The organism is Streptomyces sp. NK08204, assembly GCF_020400585.1.
Lineage (GTDB): Bacteria > Actinomycetota > Actinomycetes > Streptomycetales > Streptomycetaceae > Streptomyces.
Window position 1 is genome coordinate 182,139 of record NZ_JAINVF010000009.1, and the last position, 22,620, is coordinate 204,758.

The 22,620-nt window shown below is 70.1% G+C and carries 21 protein-coding genes and 1 riboswitch; of the genes, 12 read left to right on the top strand and 9 right to left on the bottom strand.

From position 1 onward, the window contains the following. Positions 1 to 144: 144 nt before the first annotated feature. On the bottom strand, positions 145 to 1,611 hold the full coding sequence (locus K7G59_RS16870; RefSeq protein WP_225835122.1) for a PAS domain-containing sensor histidine kinase: 1,467 nt from the start codon (positions 1,609 to 1,611) through the stop codon (positions 145 to 147). 539 nt (positions 1,612 to 2,150) lie between these two features. Here K7G59_RS16870 and nagB point away from each other — a divergent pair. The 8 genes from nagB to K7G59_RS16910 all read left to right on the top strand — a co-directional run bounded on the left by nagB (position 2,151) and on the right by K7G59_RS16910 (position 11,169). Continuing rightward, the gene (gene nagB / locus K7G59_RS16875; protein ID WP_225834937.1) at positions 2,151 to 2,936 is read left to right on the top strand and encodes a glucosamine-6-phosphate deaminase; all 786 of its coding nucleotides are present in this window, start codon (positions 2,151 to 2,153) and stop codon (positions 2,934 to 2,936) included. 166 nt (positions 2,937 to 3,102) lie between these two features. After that, a complete protein-coding gene (locus K7G59_RS16880; protein ID WP_225834939.1) occupies positions 3,103 to 3,861 on the top strand; it encodes a GntR family transcriptional regulator in 759 nt (252 codons plus the stop codon). A 75-nt stretch (positions 3,862 to 3,936) separates the two neighbouring features. Continuing rightward, positions 3,937 to 4,914, top strand: a complete 978-nt coding sequence (locus K7G59_RS16885; RefSeq protein ID WP_225834941.1) for a polyprenyl synthetase family protein — start codon at positions 3,937 to 3,939, stop codon at positions 4,912 to 4,914. Between the two features lie 82 nt (positions 4,915 to 4,996). Next, the gene (locus K7G59_RS16890) at positions 4,997 to 5,260 is read left to right on the top strand and encodes a DUF3311 domain-containing protein (RefSeq protein WP_225834943.1); all 264 of its coding nucleotides are present in this window, start codon (positions 4,997 to 4,999) and stop codon (positions 5,258 to 5,260) included. Further along, positions 5,257 to 6,876 (top strand): monocarboxylate uptake permease MctP, encoded by a 1,620-nt coding sequence (mctP, locus tag K7G59_RS16895; protein ID WP_225834953.1) that lies wholly within the window; start codon positions 5,257 to 5,259, stop codon positions 6,874 to 6,876. Before K7G59_RS16890 ends, mctP begins: the two co-directional genes overlap by 4 nt. Positions 6,877 to 6,950: 74 nt before the next feature. Next, entirely contained in the window at positions 6,951 to 7,457 is a 507-nt protein-coding gene (locus K7G59_RS16900) for a GNAT family N-acetyltransferase (protein WP_225834955.1), read from the top strand. Between the two features lie 50 nt (positions 7,458 to 7,507). After that, a riboswitch (cobalamin riboswitch) is annotated at positions 7,508 to 7,658 on the top strand. Between the two features lie 125 nt (positions 7,659 to 7,783). Further along, positions 7,784 to 10,147, top strand: coding sequence for a ribonucleoside-diphosphate reductase subunit alpha (locus tag K7G59_RS16905; RefSeq protein WP_225834958.1), 2,364 nt, complete (start codon positions 7,784 to 7,786; stop codon positions 10,145 to 10,147). Beyond that, positions 10,147 to 11,169, top strand: a complete 1,023-nt coding sequence (locus K7G59_RS16910) for a ribonucleotide-diphosphate reductase subunit beta (protein ID WP_225834959.1) — start codon at positions 10,147 to 10,149, stop codon at positions 11,167 to 11,169. The genes K7G59_RS16905 and K7G59_RS16910 overlap by 1 nt, the downstream gene beginning before the upstream one ends. 89 nt (positions 11,170 to 11,258) lie before the next feature. Here K7G59_RS16910 and K7G59_RS16915 read toward each other — a convergent pair whose 3' ends face one another. The 8 genes from K7G59_RS16915 to K7G59_RS16955 form a co-directional block, all read right to left on the bottom strand. Then, on the bottom strand, positions 11,259 to 12,629 hold the full coding sequence (locus K7G59_RS16915; protein ID WP_225834961.1) for a cytochrome P450: 1,371 nt from the start codon (positions 12,627 to 12,629) through the stop codon (positions 11,259 to 11,261). Continuing rightward, complete coding sequence (gene cyc1, locus K7G59_RS16920) at positions 12,626 to 13,711, bottom strand: epi-isozizaene synthase (protein ID WP_225834963.1); 1,086 nt, start codon at positions 13,709 to 13,711, stop codon at positions 12,626 to 12,628. Before cyc1 ends, K7G59_RS16915 begins: the two co-directional genes overlap by 4 nt. 239 nt (positions 13,712 to 13,950) lie before the next feature. Beyond that, positions 13,951 to 14,601: a peptide deformylase gene (def, locus tag K7G59_RS16925; RefSeq protein WP_225834965.1), complete on the bottom strand. Its 651-nt coding sequence runs from the start codon at positions 14,599 to 14,601 to the stop codon at positions 13,951 to 13,953. 94 nt (positions 14,602 to 14,695) lie between these two features. Beyond that, positions 14,696 to 15,676 carry a tetratricopeptide repeat protein gene (locus tag K7G59_RS16930; RefSeq protein ID WP_225835124.1) on the bottom strand — a complete coding sequence of 327 codons (981 nt, stop codon included), beginning with the start codon at positions 15,674 to 15,676 and terminating at the stop codon, positions 14,696 to 14,698. Between the two features lie 482 nt (positions 15,677 to 16,158). Further along, positions 16,159 to 16,461 carry a mycothiol system anti-sigma-R factor gene (gene rsrA, locus K7G59_RS16940; protein WP_225834967.1) on the bottom strand — a complete coding sequence of 101 codons (303 nt, stop codon included), beginning with the start codon at positions 16,459 to 16,461 and terminating at the stop codon, positions 16,159 to 16,161. Continuing rightward, on the bottom strand, positions 16,458 to 17,165 hold the full coding sequence (locus K7G59_RS16945; RefSeq protein ID WP_225834969.1) for a sigma-70 family RNA polymerase sigma factor: 708 nt from the start codon (positions 17,163 to 17,165) through the stop codon (positions 16,458 to 16,460). Before K7G59_RS16945 ends, rsrA begins: the two co-directional genes overlap by 4 nt. A gap of 303 nt (positions 17,166 to 17,468) precedes the next feature. Continuing rightward, positions 17,469 to 18,098: an alpha/beta family hydrolase gene (locus K7G59_RS16950; protein WP_225834971.1), complete on the bottom strand. Its 630-nt coding sequence runs from the start codon at positions 18,096 to 18,098 to the stop codon at positions 17,469 to 17,471. Between the two features lies 1 nt (position 18,099). Further along, positions 18,100 to 18,915 (bottom strand): SOS response-associated peptidase, encoded by an 816-nt coding sequence (locus K7G59_RS16955; protein WP_225834973.1) that lies wholly within the window; start codon positions 18,913 to 18,915, stop codon positions 18,100 to 18,102. 50 nt (positions 18,916 to 18,965) lie between these two features. Between K7G59_RS16955 and K7G59_RS16960 the strand changes: the two genes are divergently transcribed. From K7G59_RS16960 to K7G59_RS16975, 4 genes are all read left to right on the top strand, one after another. Beyond that, entirely contained in the window at positions 18,966 to 19,688 is a 723-nt protein-coding gene (locus tag K7G59_RS16960; RefSeq protein WP_225834976.1) for a M50 family metallopeptidase, read from the top strand. A gap of 28 nt (positions 19,689 to 19,716) precedes the next feature. Further along, positions 19,717 to 21,057, top strand: coding sequence for a 3-phosphoshikimate 1-carboxyvinyltransferase (gene aroA / locus K7G59_RS16965; protein ID WP_225834979.1), 1,341 nt, complete (start codon positions 19,717 to 19,719; stop codon positions 21,055 to 21,057). A gap of 17 nt (positions 21,058 to 21,074) precedes the next feature. Continuing rightward, positions 21,075 to 22,085 (top strand): ribosome small subunit-dependent GTPase A, encoded by a 1,011-nt coding sequence (rsgA, locus tag K7G59_RS16970; RefSeq protein WP_225834981.1) that lies wholly within the window; start codon positions 21,075 to 21,077, stop codon positions 22,083 to 22,085. An 84-nt stretch (positions 22,086 to 22,169) separates the two neighbouring features. Further along, positions 22,170 to 22,493, top strand: coding sequence for a multidrug efflux SMR transporter (locus K7G59_RS16975; RefSeq protein WP_225834983.1), 324 nt, complete (start codon positions 22,170 to 22,172; stop codon positions 22,491 to 22,493). Positions 22,494 to 22,620 lie beyond the last annotated feature (127 nt).

Sequence of the window (22,620 nt, forward strand, 5' to 3'; positions counted from 1 at the left end):
CAGCCTGAGCTTGGCGGCGCGTGCACCACGCACGCATCTCCCGCCCCCGAGCCGCAGCGCGCAGTATCCCCCGATGCTCGCCCCACAGCAGCAACGAGCACGAGCCTCGGACCTGAGACGGTCCGAGGCTTTTTGCTGTGCGGGCTACTTCTGCGCCCGCACCGGAATGTCGAGGATCACCCGGGTCCCCCGTTCCGGCGCCGGGACCATGTCGAACGAACCGCCCAGCTCGCCCTCCACCAGTGTCCGTACGATCTGCAGGCCGAGGTTTCCCGAACGGTGCGGGTCGAAGCCCTCGGGCAGACCGATGCCGTCGTCCTGGACGGTGACCAGCAGACGGGCGTCCCTGGCGGTGCCGCCGCGGACCGCCGAGACCTCCACCGTGCCGGTGTCGCCCTGCTGGAACCCGTGTTCGAGGGCGTTCTGCAGAATCTCGGTGAGGACCATCGACAGCGGGGTGGCCACCTCCGCGTCGAGTATCCCGAACCGTCCGCTGCGCCGGCCGGTCACCTTGCCCGGTGAGATCTCGGCGACCATCGCCAGCACACGGTCGGCGATGTCGTCGAACTCCACGCGCTCGTCCAGGTTCTGGGAGAGCGTCTCGTGCACGATCGCGATCGAGCCCACCCGCCGCACGGCCTCCTCCAGGGCCTCCCGGCCGCGCTCGGACTCGATGCGCCGGGCCTGCAGGCGCAGCAGCGCGGCGACCGTCTGGAGGTTGTTCTTCACCCGGTGGTGGATCTCCCGGATGGTTGCGTCCTTGGTGATCAACTCACGCTCGCGGCGACGCAGTTCGGTGACGTCCCGGAGCAGCACCAGCGAGCCGATGCGGGTGCCCTTGGGCTTGAGCGGGATGGCCCGGAACTGGATCACCCCGTCGTTCGCCTCGATCTCGAACTCGCGCGGCGCCCAGCCGCTCGCCACCTTGGCCAGCGCCTCGTCCACCGGCCCGCGGGTCGGGGCGAGTTCGGCGGTGGTCTGCCCGAGGTGGTGGCCGACCAGGTCGGCGGCGAGGCCGAGGCGGTGGTAGGCGGACAGGGCGTTCGGGGAGGCGTACTGGACGACGCCGTCCGCGTCGAGCCGGATCAGGCCGTCGCCGACACGCGGCGAGGCGTCCATGTCGACCTGCTGGTTCGGGAAGGGGAAGGCGCCGGCCGCGATCATCTGCGCGAGGTCGGAGGCGCTCTGGAGGTAGGTCAGCTCCAGGCGGCTGGGGGTGCGGACGGTCAGCAGGTTGGTGTTGCGGGCGATCACACCGAGGACGCGGCCCTCGCGCCGTACGGGGATCGACTCGACCCGGACGGGGACCTCCTCGCGCCACTCCGGGTCGCCCTCGCGCACGATCCGGCCCTCGTCCAGCGCCGCGTCCAGCATGGGCCGCCGGCCGCGCGGGACCAGGTGGCCGACCATGTCGTCCTGGTAGGAGGTCGGGCCCGTGTTGGGGCGCATCTGGGCGACCGAGACGTACCGGGTGCCGTCGCGGGTGGGGACCCACAGGACCAGGTCGGCGAAGGAGAGGTCGGAGAGCAGCTGCCACTCCGAGACCAGCAGGTGGAGCCACTCGAGATCGGAGTCGTCGAGGGCGGTGTGCTGGCGTACGAGTTCGTTCATGGAGGGCACGTCTGCGAGCGTACCCGGGTGGCCGGAGTCGGCCGAAAAACACCCGCGGGCCGCGGCGCCTGGGAGGGACCCTCAACCCTCCCGGCACCGCAGCCCGGAGCATCATCGGCCGTGGGGTGTGCGGTCCCGGTCGGCCGAAGGGCGAGGAGCCGGGGCAGTCAGGGCAGAGAGCTCCGGATCCTCGTCCGCCTTCCTGTGCGGGGAAGACGGAGGCTGTGCAGCTGTGTTCCCTGGTCGATTGTGGACTAGACCACAATGCATGTCCATGGGTGCGGGGGCATGCGCTGGCGACTGCTGGCACCCGATGCCACGCAGCCTAGCCCGCCCGGGTCGGCTACGGGACCGAATGGCCGTGGCAATTTCGGCGGGCATCTCCGCCTCCGCGCACCAGGATCGCCGCCCGGGGCCCTTTCGGGGCCCCGCTCTGTTAGATTGGTCTAAACCACATAGAGGCCTCTCGCAGACCTCTCGCAGACCCTCCGAGACCCTCCAGACACCTCCAGCCCTCTTCAGAACGGCAGGCCCCCAGCGTGGAAGTTGTCATCGTTCCGGACGCCGCGGCGGGCGGCGAGCTGATCGCCGAGGCCATGGCCGAGCTGCTGCGACGCAAGCCCGGTGCCGTGCTCGGCGTGGCCACCGGTTCCACCCCCCTGCCCGTCTACCGGGCACTGGCCGCCCGGGTGCGCTCCGGCGCCGTGGACACCTCCCGCGCACGGATCGCGCAGCTCGACGAATACGTGGGGTTGCCCGCCGAGCACCCCGAGTCCTACCGGTCGGTGCTGCGCCGCGAGGTCCTGGAGCCGCTCGGGATAGACATGGACGCGTTCCTGGGGCCGGACGGCACGGCGGCGGACGTCCAGGCGGCGTGCGAGGCGTACGACCAGGCGCTCGCCGAGGCGGGCGGCGTGGACCTCCAGCTGCTCGGCATCGGCACGGACGGGCACATCGGGTTCAACGAGCCCTGCTCCTCGCTCGCCTCCCGCACCCGGATCAAGACCCTGACCGAGCAGACCCGCGTCGACAACGCGCGCTTCTTCGGCGGCGACATCGACCAGGTCCCGCACCACGTCATCACCCAGGGCATCGGCACCATCCTGGAGGCCCGGCACCTGGTGCTGCTCGCGACCGGCGAGGGCAAGGCGGACGCGGTGGCGGCGACGGTCGAGGGCCCCGTCGCGGCCGTGTGCCCGGCCTCCGCGCTCCAGCTGCACCCGCACGCCACGGTGGTGGTCGACGAGGCGGCCGCGTCCAAGCTGAAGCTGGCCGACTACTTCCGCCACACCTACGCCGACAAGCCCGGGTGGCAGGGGATCTAGGCACCTCACCAGCCCTGGATGGACTAGACCAACACTGAGTGCGGCGGTATACAGAGGGGATCACGGAGCGTGCGGGTGGAGCCTCACACACGAAGCCGTGCCACGATGTGAGCCGGGACCGACGGGACGTCGGTCGCTTCGGCAGCCGGAGCCGGGAAGGCAGAGCATGAGCACCGAGGTCAGCAGCGCGGAGAACGAGGCCGGGACGCACGTCCGTGCCGCGCGTGTGCCCAAGTACTACCGCTTGAAGAAGCACCTGCTCGACATGACGGAGACGCAGGCCCCGGGCACGCCCGTCCCGCCCGAGCGGACGCTGGCGGCCGAGTTCGACACCTCCCGCACCACCGTCCGCCAGGCCCTGCAGGAGCTGGTCGTCGAGGGCCGCCTGGAGCGCATCCAGGGCAAGGGCACCTTCGTCGCCAAGCCGAAGGTCTCCCAGGCCCTGCAGCTGACCTCCTACACCGAGGACATGCGCGCCCAGGGCCTGGAGCCGACCTCGCAGCTGCTGGACATCGGCTACATCACCGCCGACGACCGGCTCGCCGAGCTGCTCGACATCACGGCCGGCGGACGCGTGCTGCGCATCGAGCGGCTGCGCATGGCCAACGGCGAGCCGATGGCCATCGAGACCACCCACCTGTCCGCCAAGCGCTTCCCCGCCCTGCGGCGCTCCCTCGTGAAGTACACATCCCTCTACACCGCGCTCGCCGAGGTGTACGACGTCCACCTCGCCGAGGCCGAGGAGACCATCGAGACCTCCCTCGCGACTCCCCGCGAGGCGGGCCTGCTGGGCACCGACGTCGGCCTGCCGATGCTGATGCTCTCCCGGCACTCCCTGGACCGCGAGGGCAAGCCGGTGGAGTGGGTGCGCTCGGTGTACCGCGGCGACCGCTACAAGTTCGTCGCCCGACTGAAGCGGCCGTAGCGGGGTAGGTTACGCTCCGTCAATACAGCACCGCTTGAGGACATTTGGGGGAGCCGCGTGAGTCCTGCTTTGCCCGTGGCAGTAGCCGATGCCGGGTTGGCCGAAGATCTCACCCGGAACATGGCACTGGCCGAGCAACGCCTCTTCGCGTCGGTGGAGGCGGAGCACGGACTGCTCACCGAGTCCGCACGCCATCTCATCAGTGCCGGCGGAAAGCGGCTGCGGCCCTTTCTGGTGCTCCTGGGCTCCCAGTTCGGCAGTCGGCGTGACGAGCGCATACTGTCCGCCGCCGTCGCGATGGAACTCACCCACATCGGCACGCTGTACCACGACGACATCATGGACGAGGCCGCCATCCGGCGCGGCGTGCCGAGCGCGCACGCGCTGTGGGGCGGCCGGACCGCCGTGCTGACCGGTGACTTCCTCTTCGCCCGCGCGTCACGGCTCGTGGCCGAGCTGGGCGAGGCGGCGATCCAGCTGCACGCCAGGACCTTCAGTCGGCTCTGCGCGGGACAGTCGGCCGAGACGGCCGGACCGCAGTCGGAGGACGACCGGCTCCACCACCACATCGGCGTCCTGAGCGACAAGACCGCCTCCCTCTTCTCCGCCTCCGGGGAACTCGGCGGCGCCCTCGCGGGGGCGCCGGGCGAGGTCACCGCGGGCATCAGCCGGGCCTGCGAGGCCTGGGGCATCGCCTACCAGCTCCTGGACGACGTGCTCGACGTGACGAGCCAGACCGACGAGAGCGGCAAGCCCGCGGGCGCCGACCTGCGCGAGGGCGTCCCCACCCTGCCGATGATCTTCGCGTTGCGGTCCGCCCTGCCCGCCGACCAGCGCCTCGTGGACCTGCTCACCTCCGGCCGGCTGACCGACCCCGACCTGCACGGCGAGGCCCTGCGGCTCCTCCAGGAACACCCGGCGATCGACATGGCCCGCGCGGAAGTGCAGAAGTGGGCGAACCTCGCACGACGGGAGATCCGTGCCCTGCCCGGCTGCCCGGCCCGGGACGTGTTCGAGGCCCTGTGTGAGTACGTCGTGAACAAGACACTCTGAACAGGGTCTTCCGTTTGCCTGATCCCGTCGCCTACATTGCGTGCGCGTTGCGCAGGTGATCAACGAGGACGGGAGACGTGGCATGTCCGAAACACCCGAACCAAGACCACCGGTCGTCACACCGATCCGCATGGTCATCGGTCTGTGTCTCGTCGCGCCCTTCGTGGCGATGCTGTGGGTCGGCTCGTACGCCAAGACGGACCCCGCGTTCATCGGGATCCCGTTCTTCTACTGGTACCAGATGCTCTGGGTGCTGGTCTCCACCGCGCTCACGATGATCGCGTACCGGCTCTGGCAGCACGACCAGCGCTCCCGAGCCGACCAGAAGGGTGGTGTCGCGAAGTGAAGGACGGTGTCAACGGCGTCGCGCTCGGCGTCTGCGTCTTCTTCTTCCTGGCCGTCACGGTCATGGGCTTCCTCGCCGCACGCTGGCGCAAGGCCGACGACGAACACTCGCTGGATGAATGGGGCCTGGGCGGACGATCGTTCGGCACCTGGATCACCTGGTTCCTGCTCGGCGGCGACCTGTACACGGCGTACACCTTCGTCGCCGTACCGGCGGCGGTCTACGCGGCGGGCGCGGCCGGCTTCTTCGCGGTGCCGTACACGATCCTGGTGTACCCGCTGATCTTCACCTTCCTGCCCCGCCTGTGGTCGGTCTCGCACCGCCACGGCTATGTCACGACCTCGGACTTCGTGCGTGGCCGCTTCGGCTCGAAGGGCCTGTCGCTGGCGGTGGCCCTGACCGGCATCCTCGCGACGATGCCGTACATCGCGCTCCAACTCGTCGGCATCCAGGCGGTGCTGGACGTCATGGGGGTCGGCGGCGGCGACAACACCAACTGGTTCGTCAAGGACCTGCCGCTGATGATCGCCTTCGGTGTCCTCGCGGCCTACACCTACTCCTCCGGCCTGCGCGCCCCCGCCCTGATCGCGTTCGTGAAGGACGCGCTGATCTACATCGTCATCGCGGTGGCGATCATCTACATCCCGATCAAGCTCGGCGGCTTCGACGACGTCTTCGCCAAGGCGGGCCACGCCTTCAGCCAGGTCAACCCGGCGACCAGGAAGCCGCGCGGCGCGCTCGTCCCGCCGGAGGCGGGCCAGTGGACGTACGCCACGCTGGCGCTCGGCTCCGCGCTGGCCCTGTTCATGTACCCGCACTCGATCACCGCGACCCTGTCGTCCAAGAGCCGTGAGGTGATCCGCCGCAACACCACGATCCTGCCGCTGTACTCCCTCATGCTCGGCCTGCTGGCCCTGCTGGGCTTCATGGCGATCGCGGCAGGAGTGAAGGTCAGCAACGGCCAGTTGGCGATCCCGCAGCTCTTCGAGGACATGTTCCCGGACTGGTTCACGGGCGTGGCCTTCGCGGCGATCGCCATCGGCGCGCTGGTGCCGGCGGCGATCATGTCGATCGCGGCGGCGAACCTCTTCACCCGCAACATCTACAAGGACTTCATCAACCCCGACGCCACGCCCCGGCAGGAGACCCGGGTCTCCAAGATCGTCTCGCTGCTGGTGAAAGTGGGCGCACTCGTCTTCGTCCTCACCATGGACAAGACGGTGGCCATCAACTTCCAGCTGCTGGGCGGCATCTGGATCCTGCAGACCTTCCCGTCGCTGGTCGGCGGCCTGTTCACCCGCTGGTTCCACCGCTGGGCGCTGCTCGCCGGCTGGGCGGTCGGCATGGTGTACGGCACGGCGGTGATGTACGGGGTGTCCTCGCCGACCCAGCAGCACTTCGGCGGCACCACCAAGGAGATCCCGGGCATCGGGGAGACCGGCTACATCGGTCTGACGGCGTTCGCGCTCAACGTCGCGGTCACGGTGGTCCTCACCCTCGTCCTGAAGGCGTTCAAGGCCCCCGAGGGCCTGGACGAGACGAGGCCCGAGGACTACACCGTGGACGCGGGCGACGCGGGGGTCCAGGTGGAACTGTCCCCGACCGCGGCGTCCTAGGCCTCCTCCCGCAGCGGGCCGCCGGCAGGTGATGCGGCGGCCCGCCGTCGTACCCGTCCTGCACACTCCGTTCCATGGACATCCTGATCAGGCCCGCAGAACCCATGGACCACGCCGCCCTCGGAGAGATCACCGCCCAGGCCTACCTCCAGGACGGGCTGCTGGACTTCGGGGAGAGCGACTGGTACCTCGGCGAGCTGAGAGACGTGGCGAAGCGGGCAGCCGCGGCGGAGGTGCTCGTCGCCGTCCAGAACGGCGCCCTCCTCGGCGGCGTCACGTTCGTCCCGTCCGGCGGGCCGATGGCCGACATCGCCCGCCCCGGCGAGGCCGAGATCCGGATGCTCGCCGTCGGGCACGCGGCCCGCGGCCGGGGTGCCGGCGAGGCTCTGGTCCGCGCCTGCGTGGAGCGCGCTCGGGCCACCGAGGGCTGCACGGCCGTCGTGCTGTCGACCCAGCGCACCATGCACGCCGCGCACCGCATCTACGAACGCCTGGGCTTCGTCCGCGTACCCGAACGGGACTGGAACCCCATACCGGAACAGACCGACGTCACCCTGCTCACCTACGAGTTGACACTCTGAAGCCATCACACCACGCATGAGACACAACATGTGGGGGTGACACGACAGCCCGGCACTAGATGTATGCTCGTCCTCGCTGTCGCCGCAGGGGAATCCGGTGCGAATCCGGAACTGTCCCGCAACGGTGTACCTGTGCGTGTCCGCCCCAGGCGAGGCGCACTCGCGTCAGTCCGAGGACCTGCCGGCAGCGTGCGCCCGGCCGTCCGGTCCGGGTGTCTTCAGACGTCCGGGCCTCGCGGAGTGGGCTGTGTGGACGCGACGCCGTGCGCGCTCGTGCCACCCCCTGCCCTCCGCCAGGCCCTGTGCCGAGCGAGGGAGAGCCCCACGTGACCATCGCGCCAGCCGATCCGGCTTCAGTCAGCGACCTGGAGACCGACGGTCCCGGTACCGCGCTGCTGCGGACCCTGACCGAGCTGACCGCCGACCTGCCCGACGCCGACCCCGGCCGGGTCGCCGCCGCCGCGCTGCGCGGCCGGTCCGCGATGGCTGACGAAGCGGAACTGCGCGAGCTGGCCACGGACGCCGCCGCCGGGCTCATCTCCGAGGACCCCGCCTACTCCCGGCTGGCCGCCCGGCTGCTGACGATCTCCATCCGCGCCGAGGCCGCCTCGCAGGGCGTGACGACGTTCACCGAGTCCGTCGCCGTCGGGCACCGGGAGGGCCTCGTCGCCGACCGCACTGCCGAGTTCGTGCGGCTGCACGCCGCGCGGCTCGACGCGCTGATCGACGTGCACGCCGACGACCGCTTCGGCTACTTCGGCCTGCGCACGCTGCACAGCCGCTACCTGCTGCGCCACCCGATCACCCGCAAGGTCATCGAGACGCCCCAGCACTTCATGCTGCGGGTGGCGAGCGGCCTGGCCGAGGACGACACCGTCCGCTCCGTGGACGAAGTCGCCGCGCTCTACGGGCTCATGAGCCGCCTCGACTACCTGCCCTCCTCCCCCACGCTCTTCAACTCCGGCACACGGCACCCGCAGATGTCGTCCTGCTACCTGCTCGACTCCCCGCTGGACGAGCTGGACTCCATCTACGACCGCTACCACCAGGTGGCCCGGCTCTCGAAGCACGCGGGCGGCATCGGGCTGTCGTACTCCCGGATCCGCAGCCGCGGTTCGCTGATCCGCGGCACCAACGGGCACTCCAACGGCATCGTCCCGTTCCTGAAGACCCTGGACGCCTCGGTGGCCGCGGTCAACCAGGGCGGCCGGCGCAAGGGGGCCGCGGCCGTCTACCTGGAGACCTGGCACTCCGACATCGAGGAGTTCCTGGAGCTGCGGGACAACACCGGTGAGGACGCCCGGCGGACCCACAACCTGAACCTCGCGCACTGGATCCCGGACGAGTTCATGCGCCGCGTGAACGCCGACGAACAGTGGTCGCTGTTCTCCCCGGCCGACGTGCCCGAGCTGGTCGACCTGTGGGGCGAGGAGTTCGACGCCGCCTACCGCAAGGCGGAGGAGGCGGGCCTGGCGAGGAAGACCATCTCGGCCCGCGACCTGTACGGCCGCATGATGCGCACCCTCGCGCAGACCGGCAACGGCTGGATGACCTTCAAGGACGCCGCCAACCGCACCGCCAACCAGACGGCCCTGCCGGGCCATGTCGTGCACTCCTCCAACCTCTGCACCGAGATCCTGGAGGTCACGGACGACGGGGAGACGGCGGTCTGCAACCTGGGGTCGGTCAACCTCGGTGCCTTCGTCCGTGACGGCGACATCGACTGGGAGCGGCTGGACGAGACCGTCCGCACCGCCGTCACCTTCCTCGACCGGGTCGTGGACATCAACTTCTACCCGACCGAGCAGGCGGGCCGCTCGAACGCGAAGTGGCGTCCCGTCGGCCTCGGCGCGATGGGTCTGCAGGACGTCTTCTTCAAGCTGCGGCTGCCCTTCGACTCGCCGGAGGCCAAGGCGCTGTCCACCCGTGTCGCCGAGCGCATCATGCTCGCCGCGTACGAGGCCTCCGCCGACCTCGCCGAGCGCCACGGCCCGCTGCCGGCCTGGGAGAAGACCCGTACCGCCCAGGGTGTCCTGCACCCCGACCACTACGACGTCGAGCTGACCTGGCCGGAGCGATGGGCGGCGCTGCGGCAGCGGATCGCCTCGGTCGGCATGCGCAACTCGCTGCTCCTCGCGATCGCCCCGACGGCCACCATCGCCTCCATCGCGGGCGTGTACGAGTGCATCGAGCCGCAGGTGTCCAACCTGTTCAAGCGCGAGACACTGTCCGGTGAGTTCCTCCAGGTCAACTCCTACCTGGTGCGGGACCTGAAGGAGCTGGGCGTGTGGGACGCGCGCACCCGTGAGGCGCTGCGCGACGCGAACGGCTCGGTGCAGGACTTCGCGTGGATCCCGGAGGAGGTGCGCCGGCTGTACCGCACGGCGTGGGAGATCCCGCAGCGCGGTCTGATCGACATGGCGGCGGCCCGCACCCCGTTCCTGGACCAGGCGCAGTCGCTGAACCTGTTCATGGAGACGCCGACGATCGGCAAGCTCTCCTCGATGTACGCGTACGCCTGGAAGTCGGGCCTGAAGACGACGTACTACCTGCGCTCGCGCCCGGCGACCCGGATCGCCCGCGCGGCCCAGGCGCAGACCAAGACCACCGTCCCCGTGCAGCAGGTCGCCGACCCCGACGCCGTCGCCTGCTCCCTTGAGAACCCCGAGTCCTGCGAGGCCTGCCAGTAATGACCGCCAGTTCCCCCCGTAACACCAATCTCCTCGACCCGGGTTTCGAGCTGACCCTGCGCCCCATGCGCTACCCCGACTTCTACGAGCGCTACCGGGACGCCATCAAGAACACCTGGACCGTCGAGGAGGTCGACCTCCACTCGGACGTCGCCGACCTGGCCAAGCTGACGCCGGGCGAGCAGCACCTGATAGGCCGTCTGGTCGCCTTCTTCGCCACGGGCGACTCGATCGTGGCGAACAACCTGGTGCTGACGCTGTACAAGCACATCAACTCCCCCGAGGCGAGGCTCTACCTGAGCCGCCAGCTGTTCGAGGAGGCCGTGCACGTCCAGTTCTACCTGACGCTGCTGGACACCTACCTTCCCGACCCGGACGAGCGGGCGGCGGCCTTCGCGGCGATCGAGAGCATCCCCTCGATCCGTGAGAAGGCGCAGTTCTGCTTCAAGTGGATGGACTCGGTCGAGAAGCTGGAGCGCCTGGAGACGAAGGCCGACCGCCGCCGTTTCCTGCTGAACCTCATCTGCTTCGCCGCGTGCATCGAGGGCCTGTTCTTCTACGGCGCCTTCGCGTACGTCTACTGGTTCCGCAGCCGGGGGCTGCTGCACGGCCTGGCCACGGGCACCAACTGGGTGTTCCGGGACGAGACGATGCACATGTCGTTCGCCTTCGAAGTGGTCGACACCGTCCGCAAGGAGGAGCCGGACCTCTTCGACGACCGGCTCCAGGAGCAGGTCACCGACATGCTGCGGGAAGCCGTCGAGGCCGAGCTGCAGTTCGCGCGCGACCTGTGCGGTGACGGCCTGCCCGGCATGAACACCGAGTCGATGCGCCAGTACCTGGAGTGCGTCGCCGACCAGCGCCTCACCCGCCTCGGCTTCGCCCCGGTGTACGGCTCGGAGAACCCCTTCTCCTTCATGGAGCTGCAGGGCGTCCAGGAGCTGACCAACTTCTTCGAGCGCCGCCCGTCGGCGTACCAGGTGGCGGTGGAGGGAACCGTGGACCTGGACGAGGACTTCTGAGCCGTCGCCCGGTCCGGCACCTCACCTACCGGCGCGCGTTCGGGGCCCTGGGCCGCCGAGCGCACGCCGGTACCAGGTGCCGGTGCCCGCTACCAGGGCACGGGCGTCAGCAGCAGCCTGTGCGGGCGCAGGGTGATGCCCACCCGGGTCGTGTCGTCCGACCCGCTGACCTGCTCGAAGCGGTACTTCGACGAGACCGCCGCCGTGATCAGGGTGAGCTGGCTGGTGGAGAAGTGGTCGCTGGGGCACTTGCGGTTGCCCACGCCGAAGGGGCTCATGGCGTACTTGGGCACCTCCCTGGACCGCTCCGGCAGCCATCGGTCGGGGTCGAAGTCGAGGTTGCGGGCGTAGGAGCGGCCGTCGCGCTGGATGGCGTACGGGCTGTAGACGATGTCCGCCCCGGCCGGAATGCGATAGCCGCCGAGCACGGTGTCGGTCATCGCGCGCCGTGTCAGAATCCATACGGCGGGCCGCAGCCGCATGGACTCCGTGACGACATTGTTGGTGTACGCGAGCCGACGGACATGCTCGAATCCGACCGGTCGGCCTCCCGTTACGGATTCCACCTCCGTGCGTACCTTCTCGGCGTGTTCCGGATGTTCCGCGAGGACCTGGAGCAACCACATGATCGTGGAGGCGACTGTTTCACTGCCGGGGGTGAGTATCGCGACGACCTGGTCGTGGATCTCCTGTTCTCCGATGGGGTCGCCCTTGTCGTCCCTCGCCTCCAGCAAGGCGGAAAGCAAATCGTCCGGCCTTTGACCAGATGCCCTCCGCTCGGCGACGATCTCATCCACCAGGAGATGCATATCGGCCAGCGCCCGGTTGAATTCACGGTTGGCCGGAAACGGTAGCCGGTACAGCGGTCCGAGCGGGATCACCATGCGGCGGTACATGCCACGGAAGACGGTCGCGAGGTCGATGCTCAGCCGTTCCGCGCGCTCGTCCATGTACTCGCCGCGCAGCAGACAGCGGGCGGCGATGCGGACGGCGACCCGGAAGGACTCCGAGGTGCAGTCGACGGTCCGGCCGGGCTGCCAGCGCTCGGTCAGCGCGTGCGCCTCCTCCTCCATGATCGGCGCGTACCCGGGGATCGCGTCCAGGCGGAACGCGGGCTGGATGGTGCGTCGCAGGCGGCGGTGCCGGCGGCCGTTGGCGGTGGCGACTCCCTCCTTGCCGAGCAGCCCTTCGAGGGACTCCCACAGCGGGCCGTCGATCTTGAAGTCGGGGCTGAGGGCCAGGGCTCCGGTGAGCGCCGGCGTGTTGACCGCGTACACCGTCCTGGGGCCCAGCTTCAGGCGGACGACGTCGCCGTGGTCGCGTAGTCGGGACATGAAGGCGAGCGGGCCGCGCACGAGTTTCAGGCCATGGCCGAGGACCGGCACGGCACCCCCGGCGAGCGGCGGCTCCCGCAGCTTGCAGGACTCGTGGGCCAGGGGTCCCACGGACTCGGCGGTCATGACTCACGTGCCGTTCCGTCGGTGACGTACGGAGGCGTGGACCGGTCGTCCCAGCTGTCGACCATGTACCGGCCGGACTCGTGGTGGAACCAGTAGACGGAGCTGAACCAGTTCCGCATATTGCCGACACAGGCGCGTACGGCGGCGCTCAGCTCTTTGCCGTTCGGGGTCCCGTCGGCAAGTGTGTCGGCGAATCGAAGGGCTTCCTGCTCAGCTCCGAGGAATTCTTCGATACATTGCTCGATGCGTCGCCGCATTTCGTCGACAGCTTCTACGAGGGTCAATTTCTCATGGGTGATGAGACTGATTCCGAGATTATGGACCTCGTCGCCCGCGATTTCCTTCGGCAGCGAGCACAGATCGTTGTACCAGGCGGCGAATTCCTGGCTGAGCAGCGCTGCCCGCCGATACGCGGGGTTTTTCCTCACGGCGTCGGGCAGTTCGGTTCCGGCGCTCGGTTCGAGCAGGTCCGTCCATATCCGGTGTGCGAAGGTGAGGCGCCTGAGCGCGAGGTACTCCTCGACCCCGGGTATGCGTCCCGCGGTGCGGTTGTGGAACTCACGGTCGTAGGCCTCGATGACCGCGTGGAAGTGCCGTGCGAACCGCTGGTTCCAGGCGGGCGAAAGGAACGAGAACAGCCGCAGCACACTGTCGGCGAAGCCCGCCACCAGCGGGTCCGGGTGGTGCAGGTGGTGCCGGGGCGCGTCGAGGGCGGCGTGCAGGCGATGCCGCAGCCGCCGCCAGTCACCGGCCCGGCCGTGCACGATGTCACGGTCGTGGCGGTCGTCCCAGACGAAGAACCATGCGCTGTAGTCGGCTATGGCCTGCAGGACCTCGTCGGGGGCGCCGGTGTAGCAGCCCGCCATGAGGTCGGTGTAGCACAGACGATCGGCGTGTTCGTGCACCTTGTCCGCGGGCATGAACCGCTTTTCCAGCAGCCACAGCCGGGTCTTGTCCTGCAGTTGCGGCCAATACGGATGCAGTTGCCGCAGAAAGGACGACTCGATCACCGGGAGTGCCAGTGAGGGCGGGACTACGACCGCCTTCGGCCCCGCTGTGGTGCTGTGTGGGAAAGCTTGCACGACCAACCCCTCTCAGCCGTCAGGAGACGTACGCTCCTCGCGCTGTGCCGGGCGTGCGCCGTTGCGCATCCCCGCACTTCCCATTCAGCACCACAATCGACGTCCGGGGGAACGGATTTGCTTCACTCACTGCTCAAGGTGCCGGGAATGCGCCCTTGCGTGACTGATGGAGGATCACTGCACGAAGGCGCCCGGCCGGGGAGAGATCCCGGCCGGGCGCCCCAACATCCCTGTTCCGTCTAGTCGTTGGCGACCACGGGGTAGCGCGGCTCGTTCTCGGCCATCTGCCGCAGCGCGTCCTTGCGGTCCCGCTTGGACAGGCGGTCGATGTACAGGTAGCCGTACAGATGGTCGGTCTCGTGCTGCAGACACCGTGCGAAGTAGCCGGTACCACGGACCTTGATCGGGTTGCCCTTCTCGTCCTGGCCGGTGACCTCGGCGTAGTCGGGGCGCGCGAGCGGCGCGTAGGCCGTGGGTACGGACAGGCAGCCCTCGTTGCTGTCGTCCAGGCGGCGCTTGTCGGCGGGCAGGTCGACCAGCTTGGGGTTGCAGACCACGCCGACGTGCCGCCTGCCCTCGTCGTCCTGGCAGTCGTAGACGAAGACCTTCAGGTCGACACCGATCTGGTTGGCGGCCAGGCCCACGCCCTCGGCGGTGCGCTGGCTGGCGAACATGTCGGCGACCAGCTGCTCCAGCTCGGCGCCGAACTCGGTGACGTCCTTGCACTCCTTGTGCAGGACCGGGTTGCCGACGACCGTGATCGGCCGCGAGGTGCCGCGTTCGCGCCAGGCCTGCTCGCGCTCCTCGCAGTCCTCCGTGTCGACGACGTAGCCCTCGTCGTCCACGGGGAGCACGCCCGCGTGCTGCTGATCGGTGTCCTGCTGCGCCATGACCGACGTACGCCTTCCTCGGAAAACAGGGGTGAAAACAGGGGTGAAGTCGAAACAGTGGGTAGAAGTTGCTGATACAGGGTACGGCGATCCCTCAGCAGACCTCTTCCAAGTCCCTCCAGTCCCGGGAGTCGGGACTGTCCGCGACCCAGCCGTCCAGCAGTCCACGCACCAGCGAGGCCGGCGCGGCCACCCCGCACTCGCGCTCCGGCAGCCACAGCTGTCCGTCGGTGCGGTGGCCGAGCGGTCCCGGGTGGCCCGGCTCGCTGTGGTCGTGGGGATCGAGATGCACGCCGTCGCCCTCGTCGGCCGGCATCCGCGACTCCGAGCACATCCGGCACAGCAGCCGCACCGAGGAGGACCAGTCCTCCGCCGCGAACCCGGCGTCGGCCGCCAGCTGCTCCAGGGCGTCCCGGTCGGCCTCGGTGGCCGCCTCCAGCAGGACCACCCAGGTCGGCACCGGCGAGGGCGCCCACAGCTCGATCTCGTCGAAGACGGGGTAGGCGTGCCCGGCGGACGTGGTGCGCTCGCCGTGCGGGACGCCGTCGTGCAGCACGACCTCGCCCCAGCGCCGACCGGAGGAGGGCAGTGGAATCGAGAGCACCTCGATCCGTGCCGGATCCAGTCTGCGGCCCCACACGACTTCGGCCTCGCCCTCGGGGGACAGCCGTACGGCAGCGCTGCCCAGCTCCATGCCGAGCGGCTCCCCGGCCGCGGTGGCCCCGCCCGGCACCTTCAGCCCGTACGCCTGCCAGGCGCGGCGGGCCAGCGGCCAGTCCTGCAGGGCGGTGGCCGCGATGCCGACGTTCCACCAGTCGGGCGCTCCGGACTCACGCTCCAGCAGGGCCACCGCGCGCAGTCCGGCGGCGCGGGCCTGCTCCCAGTCGTGCCGGAACTTGTGCAGCAGGGCCAGGTTGAACCAGGACTCCGCCAGCCAGGGTTCCAGGTCGGCAGCGCGTGTCAGCAGTTCGCCCGCGTCCTCGTACCGGCCGTCGCCGATGAGCGTGAACGCGCGGTCCGTGGCCTGCCGCCAGGAGGCGGAGGGCCGGTGCCGTCCCTTGCCGAAGATCCTCACGATTCCCGCCTGCCAGTTCCAGATCCGCACAGTGGGCTGGCTTGTGCCCCCGGACACCCTCTCCCTCGCATCCAACCATGTACGGCGGGAGAGTCGCTCATTACCCATGGGTTACCCAGCCGCGGCCAGGGTCAGACGGTCCCGGGCGAGAACCTGGGCGAGCGCCTCCACGGCCTCCGGCGCGTACTCCTCCGCCGTCCCGGGCCGCAGTTCCTCCAGCGCGCGCAACACTCCGTCGGGTCCGCGGTCCCGGGCCGTTTCTCAACCGCGGCGGCGGACGGGACCGCCAGCGACGCGCCGGCGAGCGGTACGGGGGAGAAATGCCGCCGAAGCGGCGCCGTTCGACGTGCTCGGGTTTCCGGCAGGGGCAGGCACGGGCAGTGCGCAGAGCACGGCCGGCAGGGCGACGCAGGCCACACAGGGGCCTATGAGCCGAGGTTCAGCGCGTTCGGGTGACGCAACGACCCACGAGCCGTGGCGGCTCAGTTCTCCTGCGGCGTCGCGGTCACGTCGTGATCGGGGACGGCCTGCCCGGAGCGGATCAGGTCGATCCGCCCCATGACCTTGGCACGCAGGTCGGAGGGCACGTCGTCATGCCCGCAGCACCGCTTGACCAGCTTCTTCACGGCCTGCTCCAGGCCGTACTTCTCCAGGCACGGCGAGCATTCCTCGAAGTGGTGCTCGAACTTGGTGCAGTCGGAGTCCGGCATCTCGTGGTCAAGGAACTCGTAGAGATGGTCGAGGACCTCACTGCAGTCAGTCTCGTGCGGCTCTCCGCAGCTCATGAGCCCGAGCCTTTCGCTTCGTTCGACTCTCCGGCGCCCGCCGGGACCAGCCCACGCTCACGGGCGTAGTCCTCCAGCATTCCGCGCAGCTGACGTCGGCCCCGGTGCAGCCGGGACATCACCGTACCGATGGGTGTCCCCATGATGTCCGCGATCTCCTTGTACGCAAAGCCCTCCACGTCCGCGAGATACACGGCGATGCGGAACTCCTCGGGAATCGCCTGCAGCGCTTCCTTCACGTCCGAGTCGGGCAGATGGTCCAGCGCCTGCGACTCGGCGGAGCGCAGACCGGTCGACATGTGCGACTCGGCGCGGGCCAGCTGCCAGTCCTCGATCTCCTCGGCGGCGCTGCGCTGGGGCTCACGCTGCTTCTTGCGGTACGAGTTGATGAAGGTGTTGGTGAGGATCCGGTACAGCCACGCCTTGAGGTTGGTGCCCTCGCGGAACTGGTGGAAGGACGCGTACGCCTTGGCGTAGGTCTCCTGCACCAGGTCCTCGGCGTCGGCCGGGTTGCGCGTCATGCGCAGCGCGGCCGAGTACATCTGGTCGAGGAATTCGAGCGCGTCCCGTTCGAAGCGCGCACTGCGCTCACCGGCCGACTCGGAGTTCGTCCCCGCGTCCGTCTCGGCGCTCGTGCCCTGACCCTCGGGCAGCTCCGCCTGGCCGTTGTCGGTCCCTGCGTCGGTCCCAGTGACCTGACCCACCTCCTCAAGATCCCGGGCGGGACCGAAACCGGTCCCATTCGTTTCGGAGGATAGAACACGACCCGTGCCTGCCGCCGCTCGAATAGGAGCGGTCTTGGCCGCGTGCAGCACCGTCCAGTCCAGGTCAGTACGGCTGCTGCGGCTCGGGCAGATGGTCGAACCCATGCGGCGGACTTCCTCTCCTAAGACACCCACGACGCCTGTGACGCCCAGGGCACCTACGACACCCACGGCATCGGTGCTGAGGCCTCAGCACTTCTTGTCCGCCACAACAGCGCTCCCGCGCAGGGCATTCCCAGGCGTTCAGCCCAGTGACGTGACCCACGTGACGACGCCCTCGGTGATCGTCTCCAGTGCCTCCTCCTGGGTGATCCCCGCGCGCCTGGGCACGGCGAAACCGTGATCGCCGCAGGGCACATCGACCAGCTCGAAGTCGCCCTCGGGGAACTCCGCCGGTTTCCCGAAGGGGTCGTTGCCGCCCTGGACGACGAGCGTGGGCACCCCGGCGCCGAGCAGTTCGTCCGCGCGCGACTTCTCCGGCTTGCCCGGCGGGTGCAGCGGGAAGCTGAGCGCGAGCACGGCGTGCGCGCCCAGCTCGGTGGCGGTCCGGCAGGCGACCCGGGCGCCCGCGCTGCGGCCGCCGGAGATCACCGGCAGCCCCGGCTCGGCCAGCTCGGGCCAGATCCCGCGCCAGCCTGTGTCCAGCGTCCTCGGCGCGGGCGCGACCTTCTTGCCCGCGACGCGCCAGGGCTGCTCGACGAGGGCGACGGTGACGCCGTGGGCGGGGAGCGTGTCCGCGAGTGCCCGCAGGTCCCGCGCCTCGATGCCGCCGCCGGCGCCATGGCCGAGGGCGAGCACCAGCCGGGCCTTCCTCGCTCTGTGCCAGGTGATGCGGGCGTCCCCGGCCTCCGTACCGACCGTCTGCGTAGTCACGTCAGAAGAGTGTGCCCTCTTCCGGTGCCGCCAGCTCCTTGAGCAGCTCCGGGCCGTTGTTGCGGACGTTGCTGACGGCGGTGGGGACCGGGTAGGCGCGCATCAGGCCGGGCGGCGGCGGGGCGAGCAGTGCGCGCAGGTCGTCGGGGTCGGTGCGGGCGGGGTCCAGCCAGGCGTCCCAGCGGTCCGGGGTGAGCATGAGCGGCATCCGGGGGTGGATCTCGGCGAGGCTGTACGGTCCCCCGGCGGGGGCGACGGCCAGCGGGGTCGTCTCCGCCTCGGTGGTGAGCACCGAGCAGGTCACCCACCAGGCCTGCGGGTGGTCGTCGGGCAGGGTCCGGTCGCGCCAGAACTCGTACAGGCCGGCCATCGCGAACACCGAGCCGTCCGCGGGCAGCACGAAGTACGGCTGCTTGCGGGGCCGCTTCTTCTTGCCCTCGGCCTCCAGCTCCCGCTCCTGCTTGCCGGTGACCCACTCGTAGTAGCCGTCGGCGGGCAGGATGCAGCGGCGGGCGGCGAAGGCGCGGCGGTAGGCGGGCTTCTCGTGCACGGTCTCGACGCGCGCGTTGATCATCCGCGCGCCGCTCTCGGGCGACTTGGCCCAGGACGGGACCAGGCCCCACCTCAGCTTGCGCAACTGGCGAACCGGACGCGGATCCTCCGCGTCTTTCAACGGACGGTCCAGGACGGCGTAGACCTCCTTGGTCGGCGCCACGTTGTAGTCCGGCTCCAGGGTCTCCTGGGGCTCCCACTTCTCGACCTCGAAGATTCCGGCGAGATCGTCGGGCCTACGACTGGATGCATACCGTCCGCACATACGTGCCACACTGCCAGACCGCGGACGACCAGAGGGAGCCACTCGGACATATGCACAGCCTCGCCGCCATCGCGCTGCCCGACCTGTGGGACCGGCTCACCGGCACCCAGCCGAACCCTGACCGGTGGGTGGTGCTCGCCACCCTGGGCGCGGCCCTCGCCATGATCGTCCCGCACGGTCTGTGGCGCCTGTCGCGCAACGCCATCACCATCGCGCACGAGGGCGGCCACGGCCTGGTGGCCCTGCTGACCGGCCGCACGCTGACCGGCATACGCCTGCACTCCGACACCAGCGGCCTGACCGTGAGCCGGGGCAAGCCCTACGGCCTCGGCATGATCCTGACGGCCGCCGCGGGCTACACCACTCCCCCGCTGCTGGGCCTGGGCGGGGCCGCGCTGCTGGCCGCCGGGCACATCACCCTGCTCCTGTGGGTGGCGACCGCGCTGCTGGTGGTGATGCTGGTGATGATCAGGAACGCCTACGGGATGCTGACGGTGGTGCTGACCGGGGGCGCGTTCCTGCTGGTGTCGTGGCTGACGGGGCCGCAGGTGCAGGCGGTCTTCGCCTACGCGGTGGTGTGGTTCCTGCTGCTGGGCGGAGTGCGGCCGGCCTTCGAGCTGCAGGCCGAGCGGGCGCGGCAGGGCGCGGGCGACTCGGACGCGGACCAGCTCTCACGGCTGACGCACGTACCGGCGGGGCTGTGGCTGTTCCTGTTCCACGCGGTGTCCCTGTGTTCGTTGATCGGTGGGGGCCGCTGGCTGCTGGAAGGTTGACACCGGCCCCTGCTTATAAAGTGGCCCTATGGCCCCGAACACCGCCCACCCCGCCCTCTGGCCCGCCCCGCACGCGAGCGGAGCCGTCGACGCGACGGTCCACGTGCCCGGGTCCAAGTCGGTCACCAACCGCGCCCTCGTGCTCGCCGCCCTCGCCTCCGAGCCGGGCTGGCTGCGCCGCCCGCTGCGCTCCCGTGACACCCTGCTGATGGTCGGTGCGCTGCGCGCCATGGGCGTGGAGATCGAGGAGACGGTGTCGTCCAGCTCCTCCGTCGCGGGCGGCCCGGACGGTGCCGGGGAGGCCTGGCGGGTGCTGCCCACGGGGCTGCGGGGTCCGGCCACGGTCGACGTCGGCAACGCCGGCACCGTGATGCGCTTCCTGCCGCCGGTGGCCGCGCTCGCCGACGGCCCCATCCGCTTCGACGGCGACCCTCGCTCGTACGAGCGTCCGCTGCACGGCGTGATCGACGCGCTGCGCGCGCTCGGCGCCCGGATCGACGACGACGGCCGGGGCGCGCTGCCGCTGACCGTGCACGGCAGCGGGGCGCTGGAGGGCGGACCGGTGTCGATCGACGCGTCCTCGTCGTCCCAGTTCGTGAGCGCGCTGCTGCTGTCCGGCCCGCGCTTCAACCAGGGTGTCGAGGTCCGGCACACCGGGTCGACGCTGCCGTCCATGCCGCACATCCGGATGACCGTCGACATGCTGCGCGCGGTCGGCGCCCAGGTGGACACCCCGGAGTCGGGCGGCGAGCCGAACGTGTGGCGGGTGACGCCGGGCGCGCTGCTCGGCCGGGACCTGACGATCGAGCCGGATCTGTCCAACGCCCAGCCGTTCCTGGCGGCGGCCCTGGTCACCGGTGGCAAGGTGCTGATCCCGGACTGGCCGGCCCGTACCACCCAGCCGGGTGACCGGCTGCGGGAGATCTTCACCGAGATGGGCGGTTCCTGCGAACTCACCGAGTACGGGCTGGAGTTCACCGGTTCGGGTGCCATCCACGGCATCGACGTCGAGCTGGGTGACGTCGGCGAGCTGACCCCGGGCATCGCGGCGGTCGCCGCGCTCGCGGACTCCCCGTCCACCCTGCGGGGCGTGGCGCATCTGCGGCTGCACGAGACGGACCGGCTGGCCGCGCTCACCAAGGAGATCAACGAACTGGGCGGTGACGTCACCGAGACCGCCGACGGCCTGCACATCCGCCCGCGCAAGCTGCACGGCGGGATCTTCCACACCTATGAGGACCACCGCATGGCGACCGCCGGTGCGATCATCGGCCTGGCGGTCGAGGGGGTGCAGATCGAGAACGTGGCGACGACCGCGAAGACACTGCCGGACTTCCCCGAGCTGTGGGCCGGGATGCTCGGGAACTGACGGGCGGGACCGGAACCATGCGCCGCTACGGCAAGCACACAGACGAGGACGACATCCGCACTCGTCCCAACCGCAAGGGCAACCGGCCGCGGACGAACATCCGGCCCAAGCACGAGGACGCGGCCGAGGGAATGGTCCTCACCGTCGACCGGGGCCGGCTGACCTGCCTGGTCGAGGACCGCACGGTCATGGCGATGAAGGCCCGCGAGCTGGGCCGCAAGGCGGCCGTGGTGGGCGACCGGGTGGCCCTGGTCGGTGACCTGTCCGGCCAGAAGGACACGCTGGCGCGGATCGTCCGCATCGAGGAGCGCGGCTCGGTGCTGCGCCGCACGGCCGACGACGACGATCCCTACGAGCGGGTGGTCGTCGCCAACGCCGACCAGCTGGCGATCGTCACCGCGCTCGCCGACCCCGAGCCGCGTCCCCGGCTGATCGACCGCTGTCTGGTCGCAGCCTTCGACGGCGGTCTGGAGCCGCTGCTGGTGATGACCAAGTCGGACCTGGCCCCGCCGGAGAAGATGCTGGAGCTGTACGGCGCGCTCGACATCCCCTACGTGGTCACCAGCCGTGACGAACTGGAGAACGGCGACGCGGCGGACCGGGTGCGCGAGCACCTGGACGGCAGGGTCACCGCCTTCGTGGGCCACTCGGGCGTGGGCAAGACGACCCTGGTCAACGCGCTCGTACCGAAGGAGCGGCGGCGTACGACGGGCCTCGTGAACGCGGTGACCGGCCGCGGCCGGCACACCACCACCTCGGCGCTCGCCCTGCCTCTGGCCGACGGGGAGGGCTGGGTCGTCGACACCCCTGGCGTGCGCTCCTTCGGTCTCGCGCACATCGACCCGTCGCGGGTCATCCACGCCTTCCCGGACCTGGAGCCGGGCACGGAGGGCTGCCCGCGCGCGTGCAGTCACGACGAGCCGGACTGCGCACTGGACGCGTGGGTCGAGGAGGGCCACGCCGACCCGGCCCGGCTGTACTCGCTGCGCAGGCTGCTGGCGACTCGGGAGCGCCGGGAGGGCGACTGAGTCACCGCGTTGTTCGCCCGGGTGCGGGTCCTCACGTGCATAATCGCACCGAGCCGGAGATCCGGATCAACGGGAGGACAGCGCATGGCGTGGCTACTGGTCGTCGTGGCCGGGCTGCTGGAGACCGGTTTCGCCGTGTGCCTGAAGCTCTCCCACGGGTTCACCCGGCTGTGGCCGACGATCGCCTTCTCCTGCTTCGCCCTGGGCAGCTTCGGCCTGCTCACCCTCTCGCTGAGAAAACTCGACGTCGGACCTGCCTACGCGGTGTGGACGGGGATCGGCGCGGCGGGCACCGCCATCTACGGCATGGTCTTCCTCGGCGACCTGGCGTCCACGCTGAAGATCGTCTCGATCAGCCTCGTCATCGTGGGGGTGATCGGGCTTCAGCTGTCGGGCTCCACGCACTAGTGGGGCTCCTGGCGGCGGGGCGCACGGCGGGTGCGGGCGGCTTGTGGCGGCGTACACGGGTCGGTGCCGGAGCCGCGGCGAGGAGGTGGCCCCGGTGGCCGTCCGGTCGATCAGGCCGGGCCGGCCG